Source organism: Nostoc sp. ChiQUE02 (genome assembly GCF_034531305.2).
Classification (GTDB): domain Bacteria; phylum Cyanobacteriota; class Cyanobacteriia; order Cyanobacteriales; family Nostocaceae; genus Nostoc.
Genome location: NZ_JAVRBN020000012.1, coordinates 1 through 19,504, shown reverse-complemented (window position 1 = coordinate 19,504; position 19,504 = coordinate 1). Strand labels below are relative to the sequence as shown.

Annotated in this window: 13 protein-coding genes and 1 CRISPR repeat array; of the genes, 4 read left to right on the top strand and 9 right to left on the bottom strand. The window is 41.7% G+C overall.

The features are described from left to right. The first annotated feature begins 647 nt into the window (after positions 1 to 647). From RM347_RS14755 to RM347_RS14745, 3 genes are all read left to right on the top strand, one after another. A complete protein-coding gene (locus RM347_RS14755) occupies positions 648 to 2,102 on the top strand; it encodes an aminotransferase class V-fold PLP-dependent enzyme (RefSeq protein WP_322716734.1) in 1,455 nt (484 codons plus the stop codon). 118 nt (positions 2,103 to 2,220) lie between these two features. Beyond that, positions 2,221 to 3,507 carry a sulfite oxidase gene (locus RM347_RS14750; protein WP_322716735.1) on the top strand — a complete coding sequence of 429 codons (1,287 nt, stop codon included), beginning with the start codon at positions 2,221 to 2,223 and terminating at the stop codon, positions 3,505 to 3,507. Positions 3,508 to 3,543: 36 nt separating this feature from the next. Continuing rightward, positions 3,544 to 4,326 (top strand): sulfite exporter TauE/SafE family protein, encoded by a 783-nt coding sequence (locus RM347_RS14745; protein ID WP_322716736.1) that lies wholly within the window; start codon positions 3,544 to 3,546, stop codon positions 4,324 to 4,326. A gap of 201 nt (positions 4,327 to 4,527) precedes the next feature. Here RM347_RS14745 and RM347_RS14740 read toward each other — a convergent pair whose 3' ends face one another. The 7 genes from RM347_RS14740 to RM347_RS14710 form a co-directional block, all read right to left on the bottom strand. Beyond that, positions 4,528 to 6,573, bottom strand: a complete 2,046-nt coding sequence (locus RM347_RS14740; protein ID WP_322716737.1) for a beta strand repeat-containing protein — start codon at positions 6,571 to 6,573, stop codon at positions 4,528 to 4,530. Positions 6,574 to 7,015: 442 nt separating this feature from the next. Then, entirely contained in the window at positions 7,016 to 8,515 is a 1,500-nt protein-coding gene (locus tag RM347_RS14735; protein WP_322716738.1) for an Ig-like domain-containing protein, read from the bottom strand. A 39-nt stretch (positions 8,516 to 8,554) separates the two neighbouring features. Then, positions 8,555 to 9,328, bottom strand: coding sequence for a TIGR03943 family putative permease subunit (locus RM347_RS14730; protein ID WP_322716739.1), 774 nt, complete (start codon positions 9,326 to 9,328; stop codon positions 8,555 to 8,557). A gap of 200 nt (positions 9,329 to 9,528) precedes the next feature. Next, positions 9,529 to 10,578 carry a permease gene (locus tag RM347_RS14725; protein ID WP_322716740.1) on the bottom strand — a complete coding sequence of 350 codons (1,050 nt, stop codon included), beginning with the start codon at positions 10,576 to 10,578 and terminating at the stop codon, positions 9,529 to 9,531. Between the two features lie 778 nt (positions 10,579 to 11,356). Next, positions 11,357 to 12,364 (bottom strand): WD40 repeat domain-containing protein, encoded by a 1,008-nt coding sequence (locus RM347_RS14720; protein WP_334770578.1) that lies wholly within the window; start codon positions 12,362 to 12,364, stop codon positions 11,357 to 11,359. A gap of 135 nt (positions 12,365 to 12,499) precedes the next feature. After that, positions 12,500 to 12,793 carry a hypothetical protein gene (locus RM347_RS14715; RefSeq protein ID WP_322716742.1) on the bottom strand — a complete coding sequence of 98 codons (294 nt, stop codon included), beginning with the start codon at positions 12,791 to 12,793 and terminating at the stop codon, positions 12,500 to 12,502. Positions 12,794 to 13,158: 365 nt separating this feature from the next. Next, on the bottom strand, positions 13,159 to 13,329 hold the full coding sequence (locus tag RM347_RS14710) for a hypothetical protein (protein WP_322716743.1): 171 nt from the start codon (positions 13,327 to 13,329) through the stop codon (positions 13,159 to 13,161). A 441-nt stretch (positions 13,330 to 13,770) separates the two neighbouring features. Between RM347_RS14710 and ald the strand changes: the two genes are divergently transcribed. After that, on the top strand, positions 13,771 to 14,862 hold the full coding sequence (gene ald, locus RM347_RS14705) for an alanine dehydrogenase (protein WP_322716744.1): 1,092 nt from the start codon (positions 13,771 to 13,773) through the stop codon (positions 14,860 to 14,862). Between the two features lie 301 nt (positions 14,863 to 15,163). Next, positions 15,164 to 15,707: direct repeats of the CRISPR family, unit length 37 nt; unit sequence ATTGCAATTCATCAAAATCCCTATTAGGGATTGAAAC. Between the two features lie 187 nt (positions 15,708 to 15,894). On the opposite strand, the gene RM347_RS14700 is transcribed toward ald, so the two are convergent. Together RM347_RS14700 and RM347_RS14695 are read right to left on the bottom strand one after the other, a co-directional pair. After that, positions 15,895 to 17,172, bottom strand: coding sequence for a sensor histidine kinase (locus RM347_RS14700; RefSeq protein ID WP_322716745.1), 1,278 nt, complete (start codon positions 17,170 to 17,172; stop codon positions 15,895 to 15,897). A gap of 25 nt (positions 17,173 to 17,197) precedes the next feature. Next, entirely contained in the window at positions 17,198 to 19,087 is a 1,890-nt protein-coding gene (locus tag RM347_RS14695) for an ATP-binding protein (RefSeq protein ID WP_322716746.1), read from the bottom strand. Between the last annotated feature and the right edge of the window lie 417 nt (positions 19,088 to 19,504).

Genomic DNA, 19,504 nt, shown 5'->3' with positions numbered 1-19,504 from the left:
AAATGTCTCCTTCAATACATTTTCTACTAGCTCATTTATTACTTAGGATAGATGTCCGTAGATGTATCTACTATTCGACGATTATTCTGTAATTTTGGGCGATCGCTATTTAATGTCAGCAAACAACTAAGAGCTTCTGCGATCACTGCAATGTCAAGAAAACCTGACAATCAAGAATAAATACTTATAAAATAATTTTAAAGAAGTAACAATTTGCCTAAGTGAATTCATGAAACTTTTTTAAAGAGTAATCTGACACTTAGTTCGTGCTTTTTTATCGGTAAATACAGTCCTAGTAAGCAATTCCAGGCTTATTTAGTAAGAGGGTTTTTCTATCAACTTGCCTTCAATGTGTGAAGTTTGTTTAATGACTACAAAGAAAATGTTTAAAGTATACTTGAATACTTATGAATATTGTTTACAAGGTATATTAATCTATATTAAAATTAACCTAATTCAGTATAAATTCGGATATTTTTTTTAATTAATTTATTAAAGAATAATTAGAATAACAGAGTATTCTACTAGCAATAAAGTAATTATAAAGACCATGATTACTGCCAATTGAGATGATTATTGCGCTAAATAAAGCGTTGTGGCAGTCAGACTTGTCCAAAAAATCAAATTTTAAAATAGAGGTGCTAAAGATGACTGACGTACTTGCAATGGGCGCAAATATAAAGCAAGAAGCTACCCAATTCCCGCTGTTTGCAGAAAATTGTGACAGCTTTTGGGACAAAGAAATCAGACCGTTATTCACAGATGAGTCTCTATCTTTCAGGGTGAAAACTCTTAACGGAAACTATGTCAAGTACGTCAACTTGGATAATGGAGCTACAACCACTCCCTTTGCAACTCTCAAGCAGTATGTGGACGAAATGCTTGACACCTATGGCAGTGTGCATCGAGGTTCTGGGCAAAAGTCCATCATCACTACACGAGAATATGACGCCAGCCGCAACATCATTCGGGACTTTGTGGGGTCATCTTTAGACAACTATGTAATCTTTGCAAAGAATACAACAGAAGCAATTAATGGAGCTGCTACACTTTGGGCAAAAAAACCTGGGAAAATCTTAGTTTCTGATATTGAGCATTCATCGAACCTGCTGCCTTGGGTTACTAGAGACGAAGTTGTGCAATACAGAACCCAGCCGGATGGAAGTGTAAGTGTTGCAGATATTGAAGATATCTTCAAAGCACACGAAAATCTCCCCGAAGCCGAGCAAATTAAGTTAGTAACTATTACAGGTGCTTCGACAATTACAGGTTACAGACCTCCGATTTACGAAATTGCAGCTTTAGCACATCGGTATGGTGCTAAAATATTTGCCGATGTGTGTCAGTTAATCCAGCATGAACGAGTCGATATGCGTGCAGATGATGACCCATGCCATTTAGATTTTGTGGCTTTTTCTGGACACAAGATGTATGCACCCTACGGAACCGGGGTTTTGCTGGGGCCAAAGGAATTTTTTGATAGTTCTTACCCTTATCAAATTGGCGGTGGAAACCTGCCTTATATCACTAGAAACCTAGAGATTAAGCGTTTTTATACAGAACGGGCCCATGACCCTGGAACACCAAACGCAATGGGTGCGATCGCCATTGCTAAAGCAATTCAAATTATCGAAGCATTAGGGCGCGATCGCATTGCTCAATACGAACACTCTCTAGTTGACTTCACATTTACCAGGCTTGGGCTGATTCCTGGCGTCAAAGTACATATCCCAGGAGATAATTTAGCCCATGTTATTCCCTTTGATATTGATGGATTTGACGGACGCTTAGTAGCAGAGATTCTGGCACAAGAATACGGTATTGGGGTTCGGGCTGGGGCTTTCTGCACATACGAATACATTCGCAAACTCAAGAATGTTTCAGACGAGCAAGACTGTGAGATTGCCAAGGAAGTAGACAGAGGAATTACGCGCAACATTCCTAGTATTATCCGAGCAAGCTTTGCTGTATATAATACATTGGAAGATTGCGATCGCTTTATAAATGCGATCGCTCAAATTGCTAGAAACGGATTTGCTCACTATTTGCCCAACTATACACAAGATGAAATAACTGGTGTTTGGACAGCGATAGACAGCTAGTCTCACCCCTTTTTCTCGCCAAAATCGATATTTGTGGAACCAGGTAGCAGAGGTAGAATTTCAACTCCTTTGCTGCCTGCCAATATTTAATTACAAATAATTACAAGGGGGTAATAGCTTGAGTGATGAAAACCTCTTTGACCAAGAGGATTATCTACAGGCACGGGTTGATCGGTATATCTGGCAAAAAAGTACAGATGCAGGTATTTCACGCCAGCGCTTTCTAAAAATACTAGCCACTATGGTTGGTGCAACAGGCATTGGAGGGTTAGCTAAACCTGCGCCTGCTCACAGTCAGGCAGCTGTTAAAACCAAGGGCAGCAAAATACTTAAGCCATTGCCACCAGGCTATATCTCTCATAGCAAAGGCACATTAGAGATGAACTGGGAAGCGATGTATGGGCGTGGTTATGTAGTACCAAATGATTGGTTCTATGTTCACAATCGCAGTACACCTCCTCCCTTTGACCCATCTACATGGCGTTTGCAAATTCATGGAACTGGCGTTTCTGTCCCCTGTGAGTTTACTTACGATGAAATTGTCGCGATGCCGTCGATCTCGGTCACTTGTGCCATTGAGTGTGCTGCAAATGGTCGGCGCTTCTTTGAAGAGGCTTACAACACACCACTCTCTGGAACACGATGGAGGCTTGGAGCTATTGGTGTGGCTGAGTGGACTGGTGTACCACTTGGTATGTTATTAGAACGAGCTGGATTGAAATCCACAGCAAAAGACGTACTTGTTGAGGGCGCAGATGTGGATTCGCTGGACTCAAAGGGGACAAATAAATCCAAGTTCAACAATGTAGTTCCGATTAGTAAGGCATTAGCAGATAACTCGCTCCTCGTCTATGCAATGAATGGAGAACCATTACCTCCAGATCACGGTCAGCCATGCCGTGCCTTATTCCCTGGTTGGGGAGGAAACGCTAACGTTAAATGGATTGAGCGGATTGAAGTTTCTGAAACACCAATATATACCCAGTGGGTGATGGAACAGATGGTGTTAGTTGGTGCAGATTACCCAGCGATCGCACCGTATAAAGGTAAGCTGATTACCTATCAAAATGTTAAGAGCGCTTTTGAGTTGGCTTGGCCCGCTAAACTTTCGGCTCGAACCCATTTACTACGTGGACGTTCTTGGTCTGGCAAAGGAAAAATTATCCGTGTAGAAGTCAGTCTAGATGGCGGTAAAACTTGGCAATTTGCACGACTGAGAGAACCAAACTTTCCATTTGCATGGGTACGCTGGGACATCGAATGGAACCCAATTCCTGGGGAATATTTTCTCCAAGCTATTGCTACTGACAATTTAGGTAATACACAACCGAGTACAGTTCCGTGGAATGATTCTGGATTGCTCTACGGTGGTGTTGTTAGCCATCCGGTGACAGTACAGGGTTAATTACACCAAATCAGTTCTGTAGAAAAAGAATTATTTATGATTGATTATAGTTGGTTGATTTTAATAACTGGAGGACTAGTATCTGGAGTCATAGCTGGACTTTTAGGAATAGGCGGCGGTATTATCACAATTCCTCTCTTAGTCACACTAGGTTATACTCCCGTTCAGGCGATCGCTACTAGTAGCCTTGCTATTGTAATTACTTCAATTTCTGGAAGTTTGCAGAATTGGCGAATGGGCTACTTTGACTTTAAACGAGTAGTTTATTTAGGAATTCCAGCTTTTCTAACTACTGGAATAGGCGTATATTTCGCCAATAAAATTCCATCTTATATAATACTCTTTACATTTGGCATCATACTACTTGCTAATATCTATTTGATTGAGCTTCGCAAGCAACTATCCTTCAAGGAAAAAGAAGATACAGCCCCAGTATTTAACCCAATGGTTTCTAAAATTGGCACTGGAGGAGCAGCAGGAATTTTAGCAGGTTTATTTGGCTTAGGTGGCGGTACGATTATGGTGCCACTGCAAATGTTGCTACTAGGAGAAGAAATTAAAGTAGCAATTCAGACTAGTTTAGGTGTGATTGTCATCACTGGTTTAGCTGCCTGCACAGGACACACGTTAGAAGGAAATATTCTATTTGTTCAAGGTATAGTTTTGGGATGTGGCGGTCTTTTAGGCGTTCAAATGAGTACTCGCACATTGCCAAAACTACCAGATTATACTGTGAGTTTAGTGCTTCGTATTTTCCTAGGGATACTATCAATTTATATTTTTTGGGAAGCTTGGATAAATTATCAAGTGATAGTTTAAATATCTTCCAAAATAAAAATTTGTTAGCTTCTTATCAACACAACTCCCAACTTCTCTAAGAAGTTGGGAATCTACAATTACCTAAGATATTAACAGTTAGTTGGACTGTGCAAGCGTAGACGCAAGCGGCTTGTCGCTAGACATCGCTCATTTATGTGGTTACTTGGAACATCACCCTAATACTTGAAAGAAATATCTTTATCAAGTTTGGATCACAAAATCTGATGCAGTTAGTGATGGGTTGCCGATTAGATTGGCGAACTGTGCTCCAGTTCCAAAGCCAGCCGAAAGTCCATTTTGATTGTAGAAGAGGGCCCCACTGCTTTGGTTGTAAACAATTTTAGCACCACTGATTTCAGCAGCAGCATTGCTGATAACTATGGCGAATTCATTAGCAAGGCTAAACCCATTACCAGCCGAGCTTTGTAGAACTGTGAATGTGGTTTTATCTAGAATGATTTTATCGCTTCCTTTTAAAAAGTCTGTAATGAGGTCAATTCCAACCGTTGCATTGGTAAAGGCAGCATTGGTGTTATAGAGGAAGAAATCGTTATTACTGCCACCAGTTAAAATATCATCACCTGACCCACCAATGAGGGTGTCATCACCCAATCCCCCAATCAAGGTATCCTTACCACTTCCTCCGTTAAGAGTATTATTTTTTGCATTGCCAGTCAGAATGTTGTCGAGGGCGTTGCCTGTACCCTTAGTTGCTCCTCCTGTCAAAATCAGGTTTTCTAGGTTAGCACCCAGGGTGTATCCCTGTGGGGAAGTATAGGGAGCTTGAACGGTATCGATTCCTTCGGCTGCATTCTCGATAATCATGTCATCATCCGAAACACCTACAATGTAGGTGTCATTACCAGTGCCACCCTTCATTACACCCTTGCCTGTACTGGCGATAAGGGTGTCATTGCCTGCGCCGCCATCCAGGGTATCATTGCCTGAGCCGCCATCCAGGGTGTCATTGCCTATACCCCCATTTAAGATATTGTTACGGTTATTACCAGTCAGCTTATTGTTCAAGCTATTGCCAGTCCCATTAATTACTCCTGAACCTGTCAGAATTAAGTTTTCTAGGTTGGCTCCCAATGTGTAAGTAATGGAGGCTTTTACCGTGTCAATTTCAGTGCTGAGTGTGGAGGTTTCAGTAACGATATCTCCGCTGCTGTCAACGATGTAGGTGTCGTTACCAGTGCCGCCAGTCATCACATCATTACCCGCCCCCCCATGAATGGTGTCGTTTCCAATGCCACCATTGATAGTGTCATTTCCAGCGGCAGTATTGATAGTGTCGTTTCCAGCACCAGCATTGATGATGTCGTTTCCAGCAACAGTTTTGATGGTGTCATCTTTGCTAGTGCCTATGACGGTGAACTCCTCAATGTTATGGAAACCAATGAAATCTAAGCGAGTGTTATCTGTACTACTGACTTGTCGGATGGCCGTACCATAAGTGCTACTACCATTGAAACGCATACCAGTGCCCGTATCACCAACGGAATAGTCCACGATGAGGCGGTCAATACCATTATCACCATAAACAGTGTCACCATCATTGATACTTCCACCACCCAGTCCTGCGTTAATAATGTCGTTGCCTGCACCAGTTTTGATTAGGTCATTAGTCCGAAGAACAGCACCGTTAACAATTCCAGTATGGGTAACAATGTCGTTGCCACTGCCTGTAGTGATAGAAAATCCCTCAAAATTAATGGCAGTGACAACACCAGAAACATTGATATTTAAGAGGTTAGAAAGGTTGAGGTTAGCCGTTTGTGTGGAGAGGTCAAGAGTTAGGTAGTCCAAGCCTGAACCACCATCTAGAGTGCCAGCAACAGCAGTAACACTGTCATTGCCAGCACCCGCTTTAATCAGGCTGTTTCCAAAGAAAGTTCTGATGGTGTCATCTTTGCTAGTGCCTATGACGGTGAAGTTCTCAATATTTTTGAAAGCGATGTAATCCAATCGTGAAGGGTTTATACCGCTGTTAGATCGAGAGGCAGTGCCTAAAGTAGGGTTAAAGCTATTCAAGTACATACCAGTGCCCGTATCACCAACGGAGAAGTCCACGATCAGGCGGTCAGTGCCATCGCCACCATCTACATAGTCATCCTTACCCAGTCCGGCGTTAATGGTGTCGTTGCCTGCACCAGTTTTAATGATGTCATTGCTACGAAATACTGTGCCATTGGCAAAAACTGGTCTGATAACAGTATCGTTGCCACTACCTGTAGTAATTTCCATGATTTTCAGTGTGTCTTCAATATGGGTAAACGCTATAACTCTAGTACTTGCGACGATATTTCCAAACAAAATTGGGGCTGATATCCTCTGGGTGAGTTCAGCACCTCAATTGAAGAATAAAGCGGTCTAAGTAGTTATTAGAGGAAATTATTTTGGATATTCACCTTATAAAGTGAAGATAAATCTCTATTGAGGGCGTTTGCCTTCATAAATAAACAGAAATTTTTCGTATAATACTTTATATTTGATGCTTAAGTATTATACGAAAAATTCTGCAAATTTAACGCATTTACGGCTACCTTGAATTGCGGTGTGTGAGTATCACTTGGAAGCCCTTATACGAAAAATTCTGCAAATTTAACGCATTTACGGTAAATACCCCGAAAAATTCGGGATAGCATCTTCCTTAATGCATTTAGACGGAAATTTTCGGAATATTATTTTATGGTAGCCACCGGGGATGAAAACCGACTAAGGGGAGTTGTTCTGGTCTAATTTCAACTGTCGCAGCATCAGCGATGGGCAACAAAGGCATTAACCACAGGCTACTGGTAGCGATCGCATCTCCATCATCAGTTTTCAAGGTGTTTGTGGGTAATGATGCTGGGGGGTTTGTCTGCGGTACTACTTGGTCAAATAACAAGCCCAAACCGTCAGCAGATAAACTCATTTGCACATTCCGTTGAGCGGGAGGCAGTACTAGCAGTGGTTTCTGTTGCCCGGTTTTCAGATCAATTGCCACCACATAAGGCTGTTCTATGTATTGTTCCTTGGATACTAGCTGTGTTAGCAAGCAGTAGAGGGTGGGTGAGGCGATGTCAAATTGGCAGCTGAGAATTGAGCCTGTTGTTTTTAATAGTTGTTTCTGCACACCTTGGTTTGTCACTAAAAACAAATCTCGCGTGTAATCTGTATTAAATTTTACCATCGCTGCTTGAGAGCCGTCTTTGGAGAAAGCCTGTACCAAACCAAACTGCGGTAGAAAATCTAGGGGTTTATTGGCATCACCTTGCAGTGGTAAAATTGCTGCTCCCTGTCCTTGGGCAACTGCTACGGCTTTACTATCTGGCGTTACCATAAAATCTCCCCCCGGTTGGCTTTGCAGACGTTTAGGGGTGGGTTTTTCTGCTGAACCATCACTGGTTGCTGGCATAAACCATAGCCCAAAGTCGCCGGGATTAGTTTTGTTTCCTCGCTGAATAACAATAGTTTGCCCATCAGGTGATAAGTCAAATTTCAGGTTTTGATAATCTTTACTATCTAAAACCAGGTCAACTCTGTTTCCTGGTTCTGCTTCTTGTCCAGATTTACCAGAAACGCCTGTTGTCACTGTGTACAGTTGAGCTGAGAGTATGTCTTGGTTCTTAGTTGTGCGAGCCGAAAATAAAATTTTCTCCCCATCAGGAAATGACTCAAAGTCGATTACTATCAGGTCTTTGGGGGTAAGTACCTTTTTTTGCTCTTGGGTCAAGTTGTAAAGAACTAATCGTCCCTGTTCTTCTTGCTCAGTTCCGATGTAAAGGATGACGCGATCGCGTGTACGGAAGCTACCAACAAAGGGCTGTATCACCCGATTTTTGCCTTCTTGCTCCGCAAACTTATCTTTAGCTCCCTGCAATTGCACTTTATAATTCGTGCCATAGGGTGCTGGTGTCACCAGTGTATAAACCATCCGCCGCCCTGCCCAACTGAATTTACCTGCTAGGGGTGGCTCGATCTTCAAGTTATCTTCGACGCTTTTTACTTCCATTGGGCGGCTGAAGGTGAGGGTGAAGGAGTTATCTTCTGCCCCAATTTGTTGATTTTGCCAGGTAAATTCCCGGACACGAGCAGTTACCACATCACCTTGCAAGATGATTAACCCAATCAGCACACTCAGCAGTAGCATTAGTGCGATCGCTATGCGATCCAGTGGTTGGATAAATGCTTTAGATTTCGTCATTGGTTATTGGGCATAAGGTATTGGACTAATGACTAATGACTAATAACTATAAGGATTCTGCGGTTGAGGAATCTTTTTAAGAGAGGTAGCGGCAATGGTAAGTTGGCGTTTACCTGCCAAATTTTCTGTTACCATTTGTCCTTCTACTTCTAGCCATGTGTCAGGGGAATAAGCTTCCTGATTATTTTGTAGTTTGACGGGCAATCCCACAGGGTAAGCATCTGCTGCACAGCAAGTTAAGACAAATCGGGCTAAGAACAAATATTCTTTTCCTAAATCCGGCGGGTGAATGACAAATCCCTGTACTTTGACTTTTTGTCCTGTATATGTGTCTGGCTCTGGATAAACATTGACAGTACGTACCCAGTCTACAAGCGATCGCTCTTCTGGACGAACAGTAGCCCGAAAGGCTTGGGGTTTGACACGTGTGCTTCCCAATAAATCAGTCGTCACACCCCTTTGGAGTGCTTTGTCACTAGCAAAAACTTGCGGTGTAATGATAAAACCTAGAATCGCTGTAGTCAACAACAAAGCACTGCCCCAACCTGGGGGAAATAAACTAATATGCTGAGTATTTGGCATCACATCACGGCGACGCCGCTGCCAAAGTTCCTGCATCTTGAAAAAACCAATAATGATGAAGCTGATACCAGTTACAATCACCAACCAAAAATAATTTGGATGAATCAACAGGTTCAGCTTGTTAGTTAGCCAATATCTCAACATCAAAATGCCCCAAGCTGTAATTGCTAAAGCATCCAGCCAAGGGAGTAACAGATTTGGGATTTTAGATTTGGGATTTTTGTTAGCCATTGAGCATTAGTCATTGGTCATTGGTCATTGGTCATTGGTCATTGGTCATTGGTCACTTGTACTGAGCAGGAAGCAAGCTACGCGTAGCGTCTCGTAGAGAAACCGTAAAGCCTGCGGCATAGCTACGCTTAGGGCGCAGCCTCTCCAAGAGTTGTATTAGTCATTAACAAAGAACAAATGAAAAATGACAAATATTTTTTTTAAAAGATGTGTAAGTTCAGGAAAAGAGTGAACACAAATGTCAGTTGTGCTGCTAAAGCAAATAAGTAAAAGATAGTTTTGGGTTTAAAAATAGATAACATCAAACCAACACTTTTGATGTCAATCATTGGCCCAAACACTAAAAATGCCAACAATGAACCGCTGCTAAAGGTTGAGGCAAAAGATAGGGCAAAGAAAGAATCAACTGTAGAACAAATTGAGACGACTACTGCTAATATCAGCATGACCACAATTGAGCTAATCGGCCCAGCACCCAAACTGAGAATTAATTCTCGGGGAGCTAGGACTTGAATAGCAGCTGCGATCGCACTTCCTAAAATCATCACTCCGCCCAATTCTCGCAATTCTTGGATGCTATTATCCACCACTAGGCGCAGTTTATCTGCAAGCGGTTTACTGGCAGTAGAGATGCTGGTAGGCGGTACTAAATTAGCATCTATCCGCAAAGGTATACCTGCTTTTCCTCCTAAGATATAAGTCCCCGATTGCAACAGATTCGGTACCGTTTCTTGTTGTACTTGGTAACGCTTACCACGGCGTTTAGTTTCAGGCTGCGCGGGCGGATTAAACTTCATATAACGAGCGATCGCAGGTTGGACTATGGGATTTAAGTCCTTTTGAAAACTGAAAACAAACCCGATAATTGTGGCAATTGCTAGGGAAAATACGACTCGTAAAACCACTATTTCTGGTTGATCTCGAAATGCTGTCCATGTGGCCCAAATTACAACTGGGTTAATTGTTGGTGCTGCTAACAAAAAACCAATTGCGACTGGTGTGGGTACTCCCTGAATTAGGAACCGCCGCGCTACCGGTACATTCCCGCACTCACACACCGGAAATAAAAAGCCGATCATACTGCCAACTAAAGCACCCAGCAGCGGATTTTTGGGCATTTTTCCTACTAATTTGCGCTCATCAACAAAAAACAGCAGCAAACTGGAGAATAAAACCCCAAGAAGCAAAAAAGGCATCGCCTCGACTAGCAGACTTAGAAATAGCGTAAAACCATTGTTCAATTGATTCATGGGCGTCGCAGTCAAAAGCGGTTTTGAGTTTTAGGGTTCTGCCTAGTCATTCTATCGAAATGGGGATCAAAAGCAGTTCGGGAAAATTAAACATCATTTAAGTAGCAAGTTATCTTACCTTTTAACTAGCGCTTAAACGCTGCAAGCCTTTGCTTCAGCCGAGATAGTGATTTGTACCTGAGTGCATTTACTGAGGATGACCATTTCTAAGATTGTCTAAGTTCAGAAATTGTTCCGATTTTAGAAGGCAAGTAACTGCATAGATAATTTTGAATTACCTATATTTATACTTACAGTAATTTGCTGGATAAAATATTAGCTCGGCTGTATATTCATCAAGTATTCACAGTTATGCAACATTTGGGGTAGGCGTAGCCCGTCGTAGACATCGCTCTTGGTTATTACCATGATTGTTTTTGGTTAGTTATGGCAAAATTTGATCTGAGCTTTGGTTGATTTTTTACTATAAAAACTCTAAAAAGGCAAGACCAAAGTTTAGCAGATACGATAAATGCTGATAAGTAAATGGGCAAGAATAAATTAAACTATGTTACGTAATGTAAAGTTAATTAAATTGGTTCGTAGTAAGCGGCTCTAGCCCTTCCCGTTCTCCTAAGGTTGTATGCGTAGCTTGCTTCCTTGTAGGGGTAAAGGTGACCTCGATAGCGTCCGCAAAGTGTCTCGTTGGCGCAGTCTCTCGTAGACGCGATCGCACTTTTCATCTCACGTCATTCAGTTCCTTGACTACTTTAAAAAATCGGGTATCTGGTGTTCGCCCTTAATTACGTTTTGGTGCAATCCCCCAAATCTTGATTTGTCGATCAAATCCACCACTGGCAAGAATTTTACCATTTGGACTAAAAGCGATCGCACTCACCCAGTCTGTATGTCCACTCAGCGTTTTTATTAACTCGCCTGTAGTTAAATCCCACAATTTAATCCCATCTCTGCCGGCACTAGCAAGGGTTTGTCCATCGGGGTTAATCGCGATCGCATTCACCCAGTTATTATGTCCTGTAAGGGTGCGGACTAATTCTCCAGTATTAATATTCCACAGTTTTACTGTGCGATCGCGGCTAGCAGTAACTAATGTTTGTCCATCTGGTGTAAAAATGACAGCGCTAACAGCATTAGAATGAGCTACCGATTCACTGATTAATTTACCAGTACTCAAATTCCACAGCTTGATTACACCCTTATTATCACCACTAGCCAAGGTCTGTCCATCTGGACTAATGGCTAGGGTATAAATCAAATTATCAAAACGTACTAGAGTCCCTAGAGGGCGCTGCTGGAGCAAATCCCATAGACGAATCCCATCCAAAGCTCCACTGATCAGAATTTTACTATCAGGAGACACCGCTAAAGATAATACGTTACTGGTATGTCCGACAAAAGAGCGGCTAAATCTAAAATTTTTCAGGCTCCAGAGGTTAATCGTGTTGTCATTACTACAGCTAGCGAGGGTTTGCCCATCTGGCGAAATCACTAAAGATTCGACGGCTGTTTTGTGTGCTTTGTTAATATTCCCCAACTTTTTGCCGTTCACTGGATTCCACAGACGAATTACACCCTCGTTTTCTGCACCTCCACTCACCAGAATTCTGCTATCTGGACTGAAAGCAAGGGATTTAACGGTTCCGTTATGTCCTCTGAGTGTGTAAAGTAGTTGGGCATTAGCAAAGCTGCTGGTAGTTTGGGAGTTTGGTGTTACTTCAATGGCAGCATGAGCTTGATGAATGTAAAACCCTTCCCAGATAGTCACTGGAAGGGCAACGGCTGCCATAAATGCCAGGATAATATACGGCCGCAGAAAATTATCCCCACCTCTTCCCTCACTACTCACTCTTTTCCCTCACTTTTATAGATACAGTTACCTCAATACATTTTGCAGAGTTATTACTTAATAACTCTGCACATCTTAAAGAGGTGGTTTTTTCTTAGAAACGCTTAACATTGGTAAAGGCGGACTAGAAGAACGAGAGGGCAAATAATGTTGCACTACAGGCTCCTCTGGTAGAGGACGACGCTGCTGGAAACGCCACAACTTAAAGCCTAGCGCTATTCCTGCCGTTCCTAAACCAAAGGCGAACAACGACCAGCTATCATTCAATCCGCCAATTAGGGCATCCATAACACCCATCGTCATCAATACACTGACTAATGGCTCTTTTCGGTAGGTTAACTTCAAAAAACGAGGTAATACAGCATTCATCACAGCTTGGTTGGTTCCAGTTCAGCTTTTGTGTATATTTACCAAGAATACCTCACCCGTAATTTGCCTTTCTCATCCAAGGCAGACACTAATTATAATTTTCTTTAGTAGGGGAGGAAGTTTACTCATTAATTGCCTTGCACATTTTAGTTGCAAGTCTATGATATTCCAATCACTAATAGGTATTTCGATTCCTCTCTTGCTTACATTCTAGGGCAAGTGTTTATGAATTAAGTCTAATTAAAGTATCTAGGGCGAAGTACTTGGCTATCAATTGTTAAAGTCAAAACCAACTGGTTGTTCCAGCTGGTTGAAACTCTTTTAATTACTAGCTTACAACTTCCACCTTGTGCTTGTTGGTGGCACTACTTCAGACCCAGCCATGATAGCACCCCTTGATTGGTCGTATATTCAATCACCAGCAGCAAACCAAAGCCAATCATGGCAGCTCGACCATTCAAGCGTTCGGCATATTCGTTAAAGCCAAACTTAGGCTCCTCTAGTTTAGGTGTAATTGTTGGTTGTGTTTGTGTCATTTTTTAAGAAACCTTTTTTCGGCAAACGGGATTTGATATCAGACTTAGCAGCAGTTGTCAGGGAAAGTGGGTGTAAGCGGTAAAGGTTAAAGGAATAGACTCGTTCTTTTCCCATTAACTTTTACCTTACACTACGGTAGGTTCAAAGCTGATTGCAGTGCTTGAATATCAAGATGACTTGAGAAATTCAGCAAAAGCTTCCTAGTAGGGGGCTATACAATCGCTCTTTTAATAAATTGTTACTATTCTTTATATATTGTATAAACACTGGGGCAATAGTCAAGGGTAAGAGTTTGGGCTACTCAGATTGAATTGAGAAACTTAGAACAGAGATTAGCTATCTCTAATACAGCTATCTCTAATACCGAACTAGCAAGAGGGAAGTAGCAAGCTTGAGATTGGCAGGCTACAGTTAAACAAAAAAATTATCAGAGGCGATATATGGAAATCGGCGTTCCCAAGGAAAATAAGGATCAAGAGTTTCGGGTAGGGTTAAGTCCTTCTAGTGTGCGGGTGCTGCGAGAAAATGGTCATAGCATCTTCGTCGAGACGCAAGCAGGTAATGGTGCTGGATTCTCAGATGACGACTACAGAAGTGCTGGAGCCGAGATTGTCCCCACATCAGAAACAGCTTGGAATCGGGAATTAGTTGTTAAAGTCAAAGAGCCGCTGACATCTGAGTATAAATTTTTGCAGAAAGGGCAGATATTATTTACTTATTTACATTTAGCAGCCGATCGCAAATTGACAGAGCATTTAATTGATTGTGGCACTTGTGCGATCGCCTACGAAACTGTAGAACAACCTGGTGCTAACAGACTACCCTTGCTCACGCCCATGAGCGTGATTGCCGGTCGGCTAGCAGTACAATTTGGGGCCAGATTCCTCGAACGTCAGCAAGGTGGTAGAGGAGTGCTTTTGGGTGGTGTACCTGGAGTCCAACCAGGCAAAGTAGTAATTTTAGGTGGCGGCGTTGTTGGCACAGAAGCAGCTAAAATCGCCGTAGGCATGGGTGCTAGCGTCCAGATTTTAGATGTGAGTGTCGAGCGCTTATCTTATTTAGAAACTCTATTTGGTTCTAGGGTCGAATTGGTTTACAGCAACTCTGCTCATATTGAAGCCGCCGTTAAAGAAGCTGATTTGCTCATCGGTGCAGTTTTAGTGTTAGGACGTAGAGCACCAATACTAGTATCCCGCGAATTGGTCAAACAAATGCGTCCTGGTTCTGTAATAGTTGATGTTGCTGTTGACCAAGGCGGTTGTATAGAAACGTTATACCCTACATCCCACACAAATCCGGTATACGTTGAAGAGGGTGTGGTGCATTATGGCGTTCCCAATATGCCAGGAGCAGTACCTTGGACAGCAACTCAGGCACTTAATAATAGTACATTACCTTATGTTGTCCAGTTGACGAATTTCGGAATTAAGGCACTGGAAGTTAACCCAGCATTAGCTAAAGGTGTGAATGTGCAGAATCATCACTTAGTGCATCCGGCAGTGCAAGAGGTATTCCCTGACTTGGTAAATTAAGGTGTGCAAGTATTAGGCGATCGCTTATTTTAATAGAGGTAGCGATCAGTAATTAGACTAATTTCCTTGCCAAATGCGCGGATGGGTAGGTGTACAAAATTAGAAGGGGCGAAAAATGGCTGCACGCTCTTCTATACAAGACTTTCAGGGCAATGGCACTTTCAACCCATCCGTGCACCTTATGGGAACTGGGTTTCAGCGATTTGCATCTTTTTGCATGACTATTCCCTGTGTTATGATTCAGTGGTTGACGCAACTGCACCTTGAAAACCAAATACAGCAAGCCTTTCAGATGGCAGCGATTGCAATTCATCAAAATCCCTATTAGGGATTGAAACCATCAACTGCCCAAGGATAATAACTGTTTCCTTGAATTGCAATTCATCAAAATCCCTATTAGGGATTGAAACACTGTACCCAACCAGGCAGAGGCACTAGCAGAACTGAATTGCAATTCATCAAAATCCCTATTAGGGATTGAAACCAGCGACCACCACCGACACGCTCATGCTTCTCAAAGAATTGCAATTCATCAAAATCCCTATTAGGGATTGAAACAAGCAAATCTCAACCAAATCACCACCAACAACAACATTGCAATTCATCAAAATCCCTATTAGGGATTGAAACTCGGCTATGCCAGCTTGACAGGGCTGCGAAGTTTATTGCAATTCATCAAAATCCCTATTAGGGATTGAAACAACCAGGAAGGGCTAATCATCGACATTCTGACCACATTGCAATTCATCAAAATCCCTATTAGGGATTGAAACCTACGATGACCGCATTGATAAAGGGCTTTCACCGTATTGCAATTAACCAAAATTCCTATTAGGGATTGAAATGTATTTCAAATAGCGATTATAAAATCGCCGTTCATCTTGCATACAAATGAAGTCCACCTAGCCTGTGGATTCTGCGAAGGATACGCGGACTCCAGGAATTTAAAACCATTGTCATGCGGGTTTTGTCTGTATAGCCCCGAATTCTATTCGTCCTTTAATATTAGCCATAGAAAGGGTGGATTTTTTATTAGTCTATAGTGCTGATGCTTGGAATTCTAATCGTAAACTCGGTTCCCATACCCAGTTGAGAATTCACATCCAACGTACCATTGTGTTTTTCCAAGACGATTTGATGGGCAATGGATAAGCCGAGTCCAGTGCCTTTACCTACAGGTTTTGTGGTAAACAAAGGCTCAAATAGGCGTTGTTTAACATATTCAGGAATGCCGATACCATTGTCACCAATCCGAATTACAATCCATTGTTCAGAATCTACTTCTGTTGCAATTTTAATTTGAGGAATTTGATCGCTGATTTTGCCTAGTATTAGAGCTTCATCAAGAGCATCAATTGCGTTAGCTAGAAGATTCATAAATACTTGATTCATCTGACCGACATAGCAGTTTATCTTTGGTAATGTTCCATAACTCTTAATAACTTCAATAGCGGGGCGATCGCCATTACCTTTAAGGCGGTGTTGCAAAATCATTAATGTACTATCCAGTCCTTGGTGCAAATCCGCAAGTATTTTTTCATCACTATCCGAGCGGTAAAAGTTGCGTAGTGAGGTAGAAAGGTCTTGAATCCGTTCACTTCCTACCTTAAGTGAATTCAAGATTTTTGCTATATCTTCAAGAACAAATTCTAGTTCCAAGTCCCGAATAGCGGTGCTAATTTTGGCTGTCGGGTTAGGATAATCTTGTTGATACAGTTGGAGAATTTTAGTTATTGCTACAAAATATTCCTTTAAAGGTGGAATATTGCTGGTAATAAAACTGAGAGGATTGTTGATTTCATGGGCGACTCCAGCAATTAATTCTCCCAGTGTTGAGAGTTTCTCTTGCTGCACCAACTGAACTTGGATTTTTTGCAAAGCAGTGGTGCGATCGCTCACTTGTTCTTCTAAAGATTCAGTCAGTTGTTTGAGTTGTAAATGCACACGCACTCTAGCAATAACTTCCTCATGTGCAAAGGGTTTGGGGATATAGTCTACTGCACCAAGAGAAAATCCCTTGGTTTTGCTCTCTGTATCAGCTAAGGCTGTGGTGAAAATAATGGGAATGTTTTGGGTAACAGGATTGGCTTTGAGGCGGCGACAGGTTTCAAATCCATCAATCCCTGGCATTTGTACATCCAGCAAAATTAACTCTGGTTGATTACGTTCTGCTAGAGCGATCGCAGTTTCTCCATCAACTGCAACACGGAAACGAAACCCCTCACTACTGAGCGCTTCGCACAGGACAGATAAATTTGTCGGATTATCGTCCACAATCAAAATAAATCCGGTATGTGGGGTCTTGATCATGATGGATTAAAAAGCGAAATTAATTCTAATTAATATGTTGTTTGATGAAAGTTTCCAAACGTTTGAGTTGGAAATTACTAGCAAGCTGGATTAGTTTCTCAGTAAACGCACTAAGCTGATCGTCAGATGCAGAAAGTTGCTGACCTGATTCTAAAAGTAGTTGAATATCGCCATCTTGTGCGAGTTCGAGTAATTGTTGTAAAATCTCATTGCTAGGAGAAATCATTTTATCTGGATGATCCACACCAACCGGATCAGTTTTTTTAATCGTGTCTGCTTTACTGTCAAAAATCCATTCTAGTTGCAAAAGTTTCCGTAGCAATTCCAGCAGAGCTTCGGCTTCTATAGGCTTTGGTAAAAATATATTTGCGCCAGCATCAACACTCTTGTACTGATCGGCTGCAAATACACTAGCTGACGAAGCAATAACAGCAATCTTTTTAAATTGGTTAGACCAACGTAAACGTTTGATGAACTTAAATCCATCGTTTACAGGCATAACTAGGTCGGTGATAATCAAGTCTGGTTTGTTAGCTACAGCTTGTTCCCATCCTTCCTGACCTTGACTAGCTTCTATAACCGTAAATCCAACTGGCTCCAGTAAATTTACAATTACCGAGCGGTTTTCCCATTTGTCATCCACAATTAAAATAGTGCGCCTTTTTCCTTGATAACCAATAATGGTTCCCTGTTCTACTATTCTGGAAACCTTTGCCCAGTCTTTAGATTCTGGCAATTGCACCTCAAACCAGAAAGTGCTACCTTTGCCAAGCTCACTCTGCACCTGAATTTGACCACCCATTAGCAAAATAATTTGCTGGCTGATTGCTAATCCCAAGCCAGTGCCTTCAGTTTGTCGTTTCTGACTTCCCACTTGTTCAAAGGGCTGGAAGATTTTCTCGGTTTGCTCAGGGGTAATACCTGTGCCGGTATCTACTATCTCAAAACGAATTTTGTAGTTTGTTATTTTTCCATTAGCATTTGATTCTTGACTAATAACTTTAGCCTGAAAGGTAACGCTACCTTGATGAGTAAATTTGATAGCATTACTAAGCAAGTTAATCAGTACTTGTCGCAAGCGTTTTTCATCAGCATAAACACCTGTTGGCAAATCAGGATCTAATTTAAGATGAAATCCAATCACCTTTTGTTCTGCCTGGATGCGGCAAATTTCAACCACACTGTCTATAAAAGCAGGAAAGTAGAAACCAACAGGATTTAATTCCAGCTTTCGGGCTTCAATTTTGGAGAGATCCAGGACATCATTAATCAGGTTTAAGAGATGAGAACCACATTGATAAATGATGCTGACTCCTTTGCGCCCTTTCTCGCTTAAAGATTCTGTGCGTTGGAGAATTTGTGTATAGCCCAAGATGCCATTGAGAGGTGTGCGTAATTCATGACTCATATTGGCAAGAAATTCACTTTTTGCTTGGCTGGAGCTTTGAGCAATTTCCTCAGCTTTACGAAGTTCTAACTCTATACGCTTGCGTTCTACAATTTCACTTGTGAGCACTCGATTAATAGCTTCTAACTGGGCAGGGCTAGGTAATGTTAGAGCTTGAGGCATGAGATAAAGTAAGGCAAAGGCTGTATATATTGAGATAATCGCAGTTAAAGCTTTTAGACTACCTGCAATCCAGTAATCTGGATGCCAAAGCGTCCAAATATCCATCAAGTGGCCAGTCCCGCAAGCAATGATAAAAGCACCAAATAATAGAAAGACTCCGTTGAAAGGAACATCTTGGCGTTTGGAAATAAAGTAGATCAGTAGGAAGGGAATGGAATAATAGGCAAGGGCGATCGTGGCATCAGAAATAATGTGTAACCAAACTAGGCCAGTTTGCCAGAGATAACAATGTCCGTGGGGGATAAAACCATTTGAGTGGAAAGGATAGTTTAAAAATGCCAACATAATGCTGAAGGTTACTGGATTTGCAATATATGCCTATAATCTCAGTATTCCCAAATTAATAAATACTGAAGCGCGATCGCAATTTTTTTTGAAATCTTTGTCTTGATTTTTGGGTAAAATATCGACATATTCACAACAGATGACATCATAGAAAAAAAAGCAGTTAGCTACTTTCCCCTTTGATGTGATTATTGCGATCGCACAAAACCAACTTCAGTAGATTTTGGAAGAGTACAAGGTAGGGGCACACAGACGTACACCCTAATGAATTGCTGTACTTCACTTTTTAACAGAGAGATGTAAAGGAATAAAAAAGAGTTTCACGGATGATTTATGACTGCTATAGGACTCATATTTGATTTTTGAAATATACGTAGGGTGCGTTATGCCTCTGGCTAACGCACCGTCCGAAGGCTT

Coding starts and splice junctions, on each gene's coding strand:
- RM347_RS14755 (WP_322716734.1), top strand. CDS start 648: ATGACTGACGTACTTGCAATGGGCGCAAATATAAAGCAAGAAGCTACC.
- RM347_RS14745 (WP_322716736.1), top strand. CDS start 3,544: ATGATTGATTATAGTTGGTTGATTTTAATAACTGGAGGACTAGTATCT.
- RM347_RS14740 (WP_322716737.1), bottom strand. CDS start 6,573: ATGGAAATTACTACAGGTAGTGGCAACGATACTGTTATCAGACCAGTT.
- RM347_RS14735 (WP_322716738.1), bottom strand. CDS start 8,515: ATGACGAAATCTAAAGCATTTATCCAACCACTGGATCGCATAGCGATC.
- RM347_RS14730 (WP_322716739.1), bottom strand. CDS start 9,328: ATGGCTAACAAAAATCCCAAATCTAAAATCCCAAATCTGTTACTCCCT.
- RM347_RS14725 (WP_322716740.1), bottom strand. CDS start 10,578: ATGAATCAATTGAACAATGGTTTTACGCTATTTCTAAGTCTGCTAGTC.
- RM347_RS14720 (WP_334770578.1), bottom strand. CDS start 12,364: ATGGCAGCCGTTGCCCTTCCAGTGACTATCTGGGAAGGGTTTTACATT.
- RM347_RS14715 (WP_322716742.1), bottom strand. CDS start 12,793: ATGAATGCTGTATTACCTCGTTTTTTGAAGTTAACCTACCGAAAAGAG.
- RM347_RS14710 (WP_322716743.1), bottom strand. CDS start 13,329: ATGACACAAACACAACCAACAATTACACCTAAACTAGAGGAGCCTAAG.
- ald (WP_322716744.1), top strand. CDS start 13,771: ATGGAAATCGGCGTTCCCAAGGAAAATAAGGATCAAGAGTTTCGGGTA.
- RM347_RS14700 (WP_322716745.1), bottom strand. CDS start 17,172: ATGATCAAGACCCCACATACCGGATTTATTTTGATTGTGGACGATAAT.
- RM347_RS14695 (WP_322716746.1), bottom strand. CDS start 19,087: ATGTTGGCATTTTTAAACTATCCTTTCCACTCAAATGGTTTTATCCCC.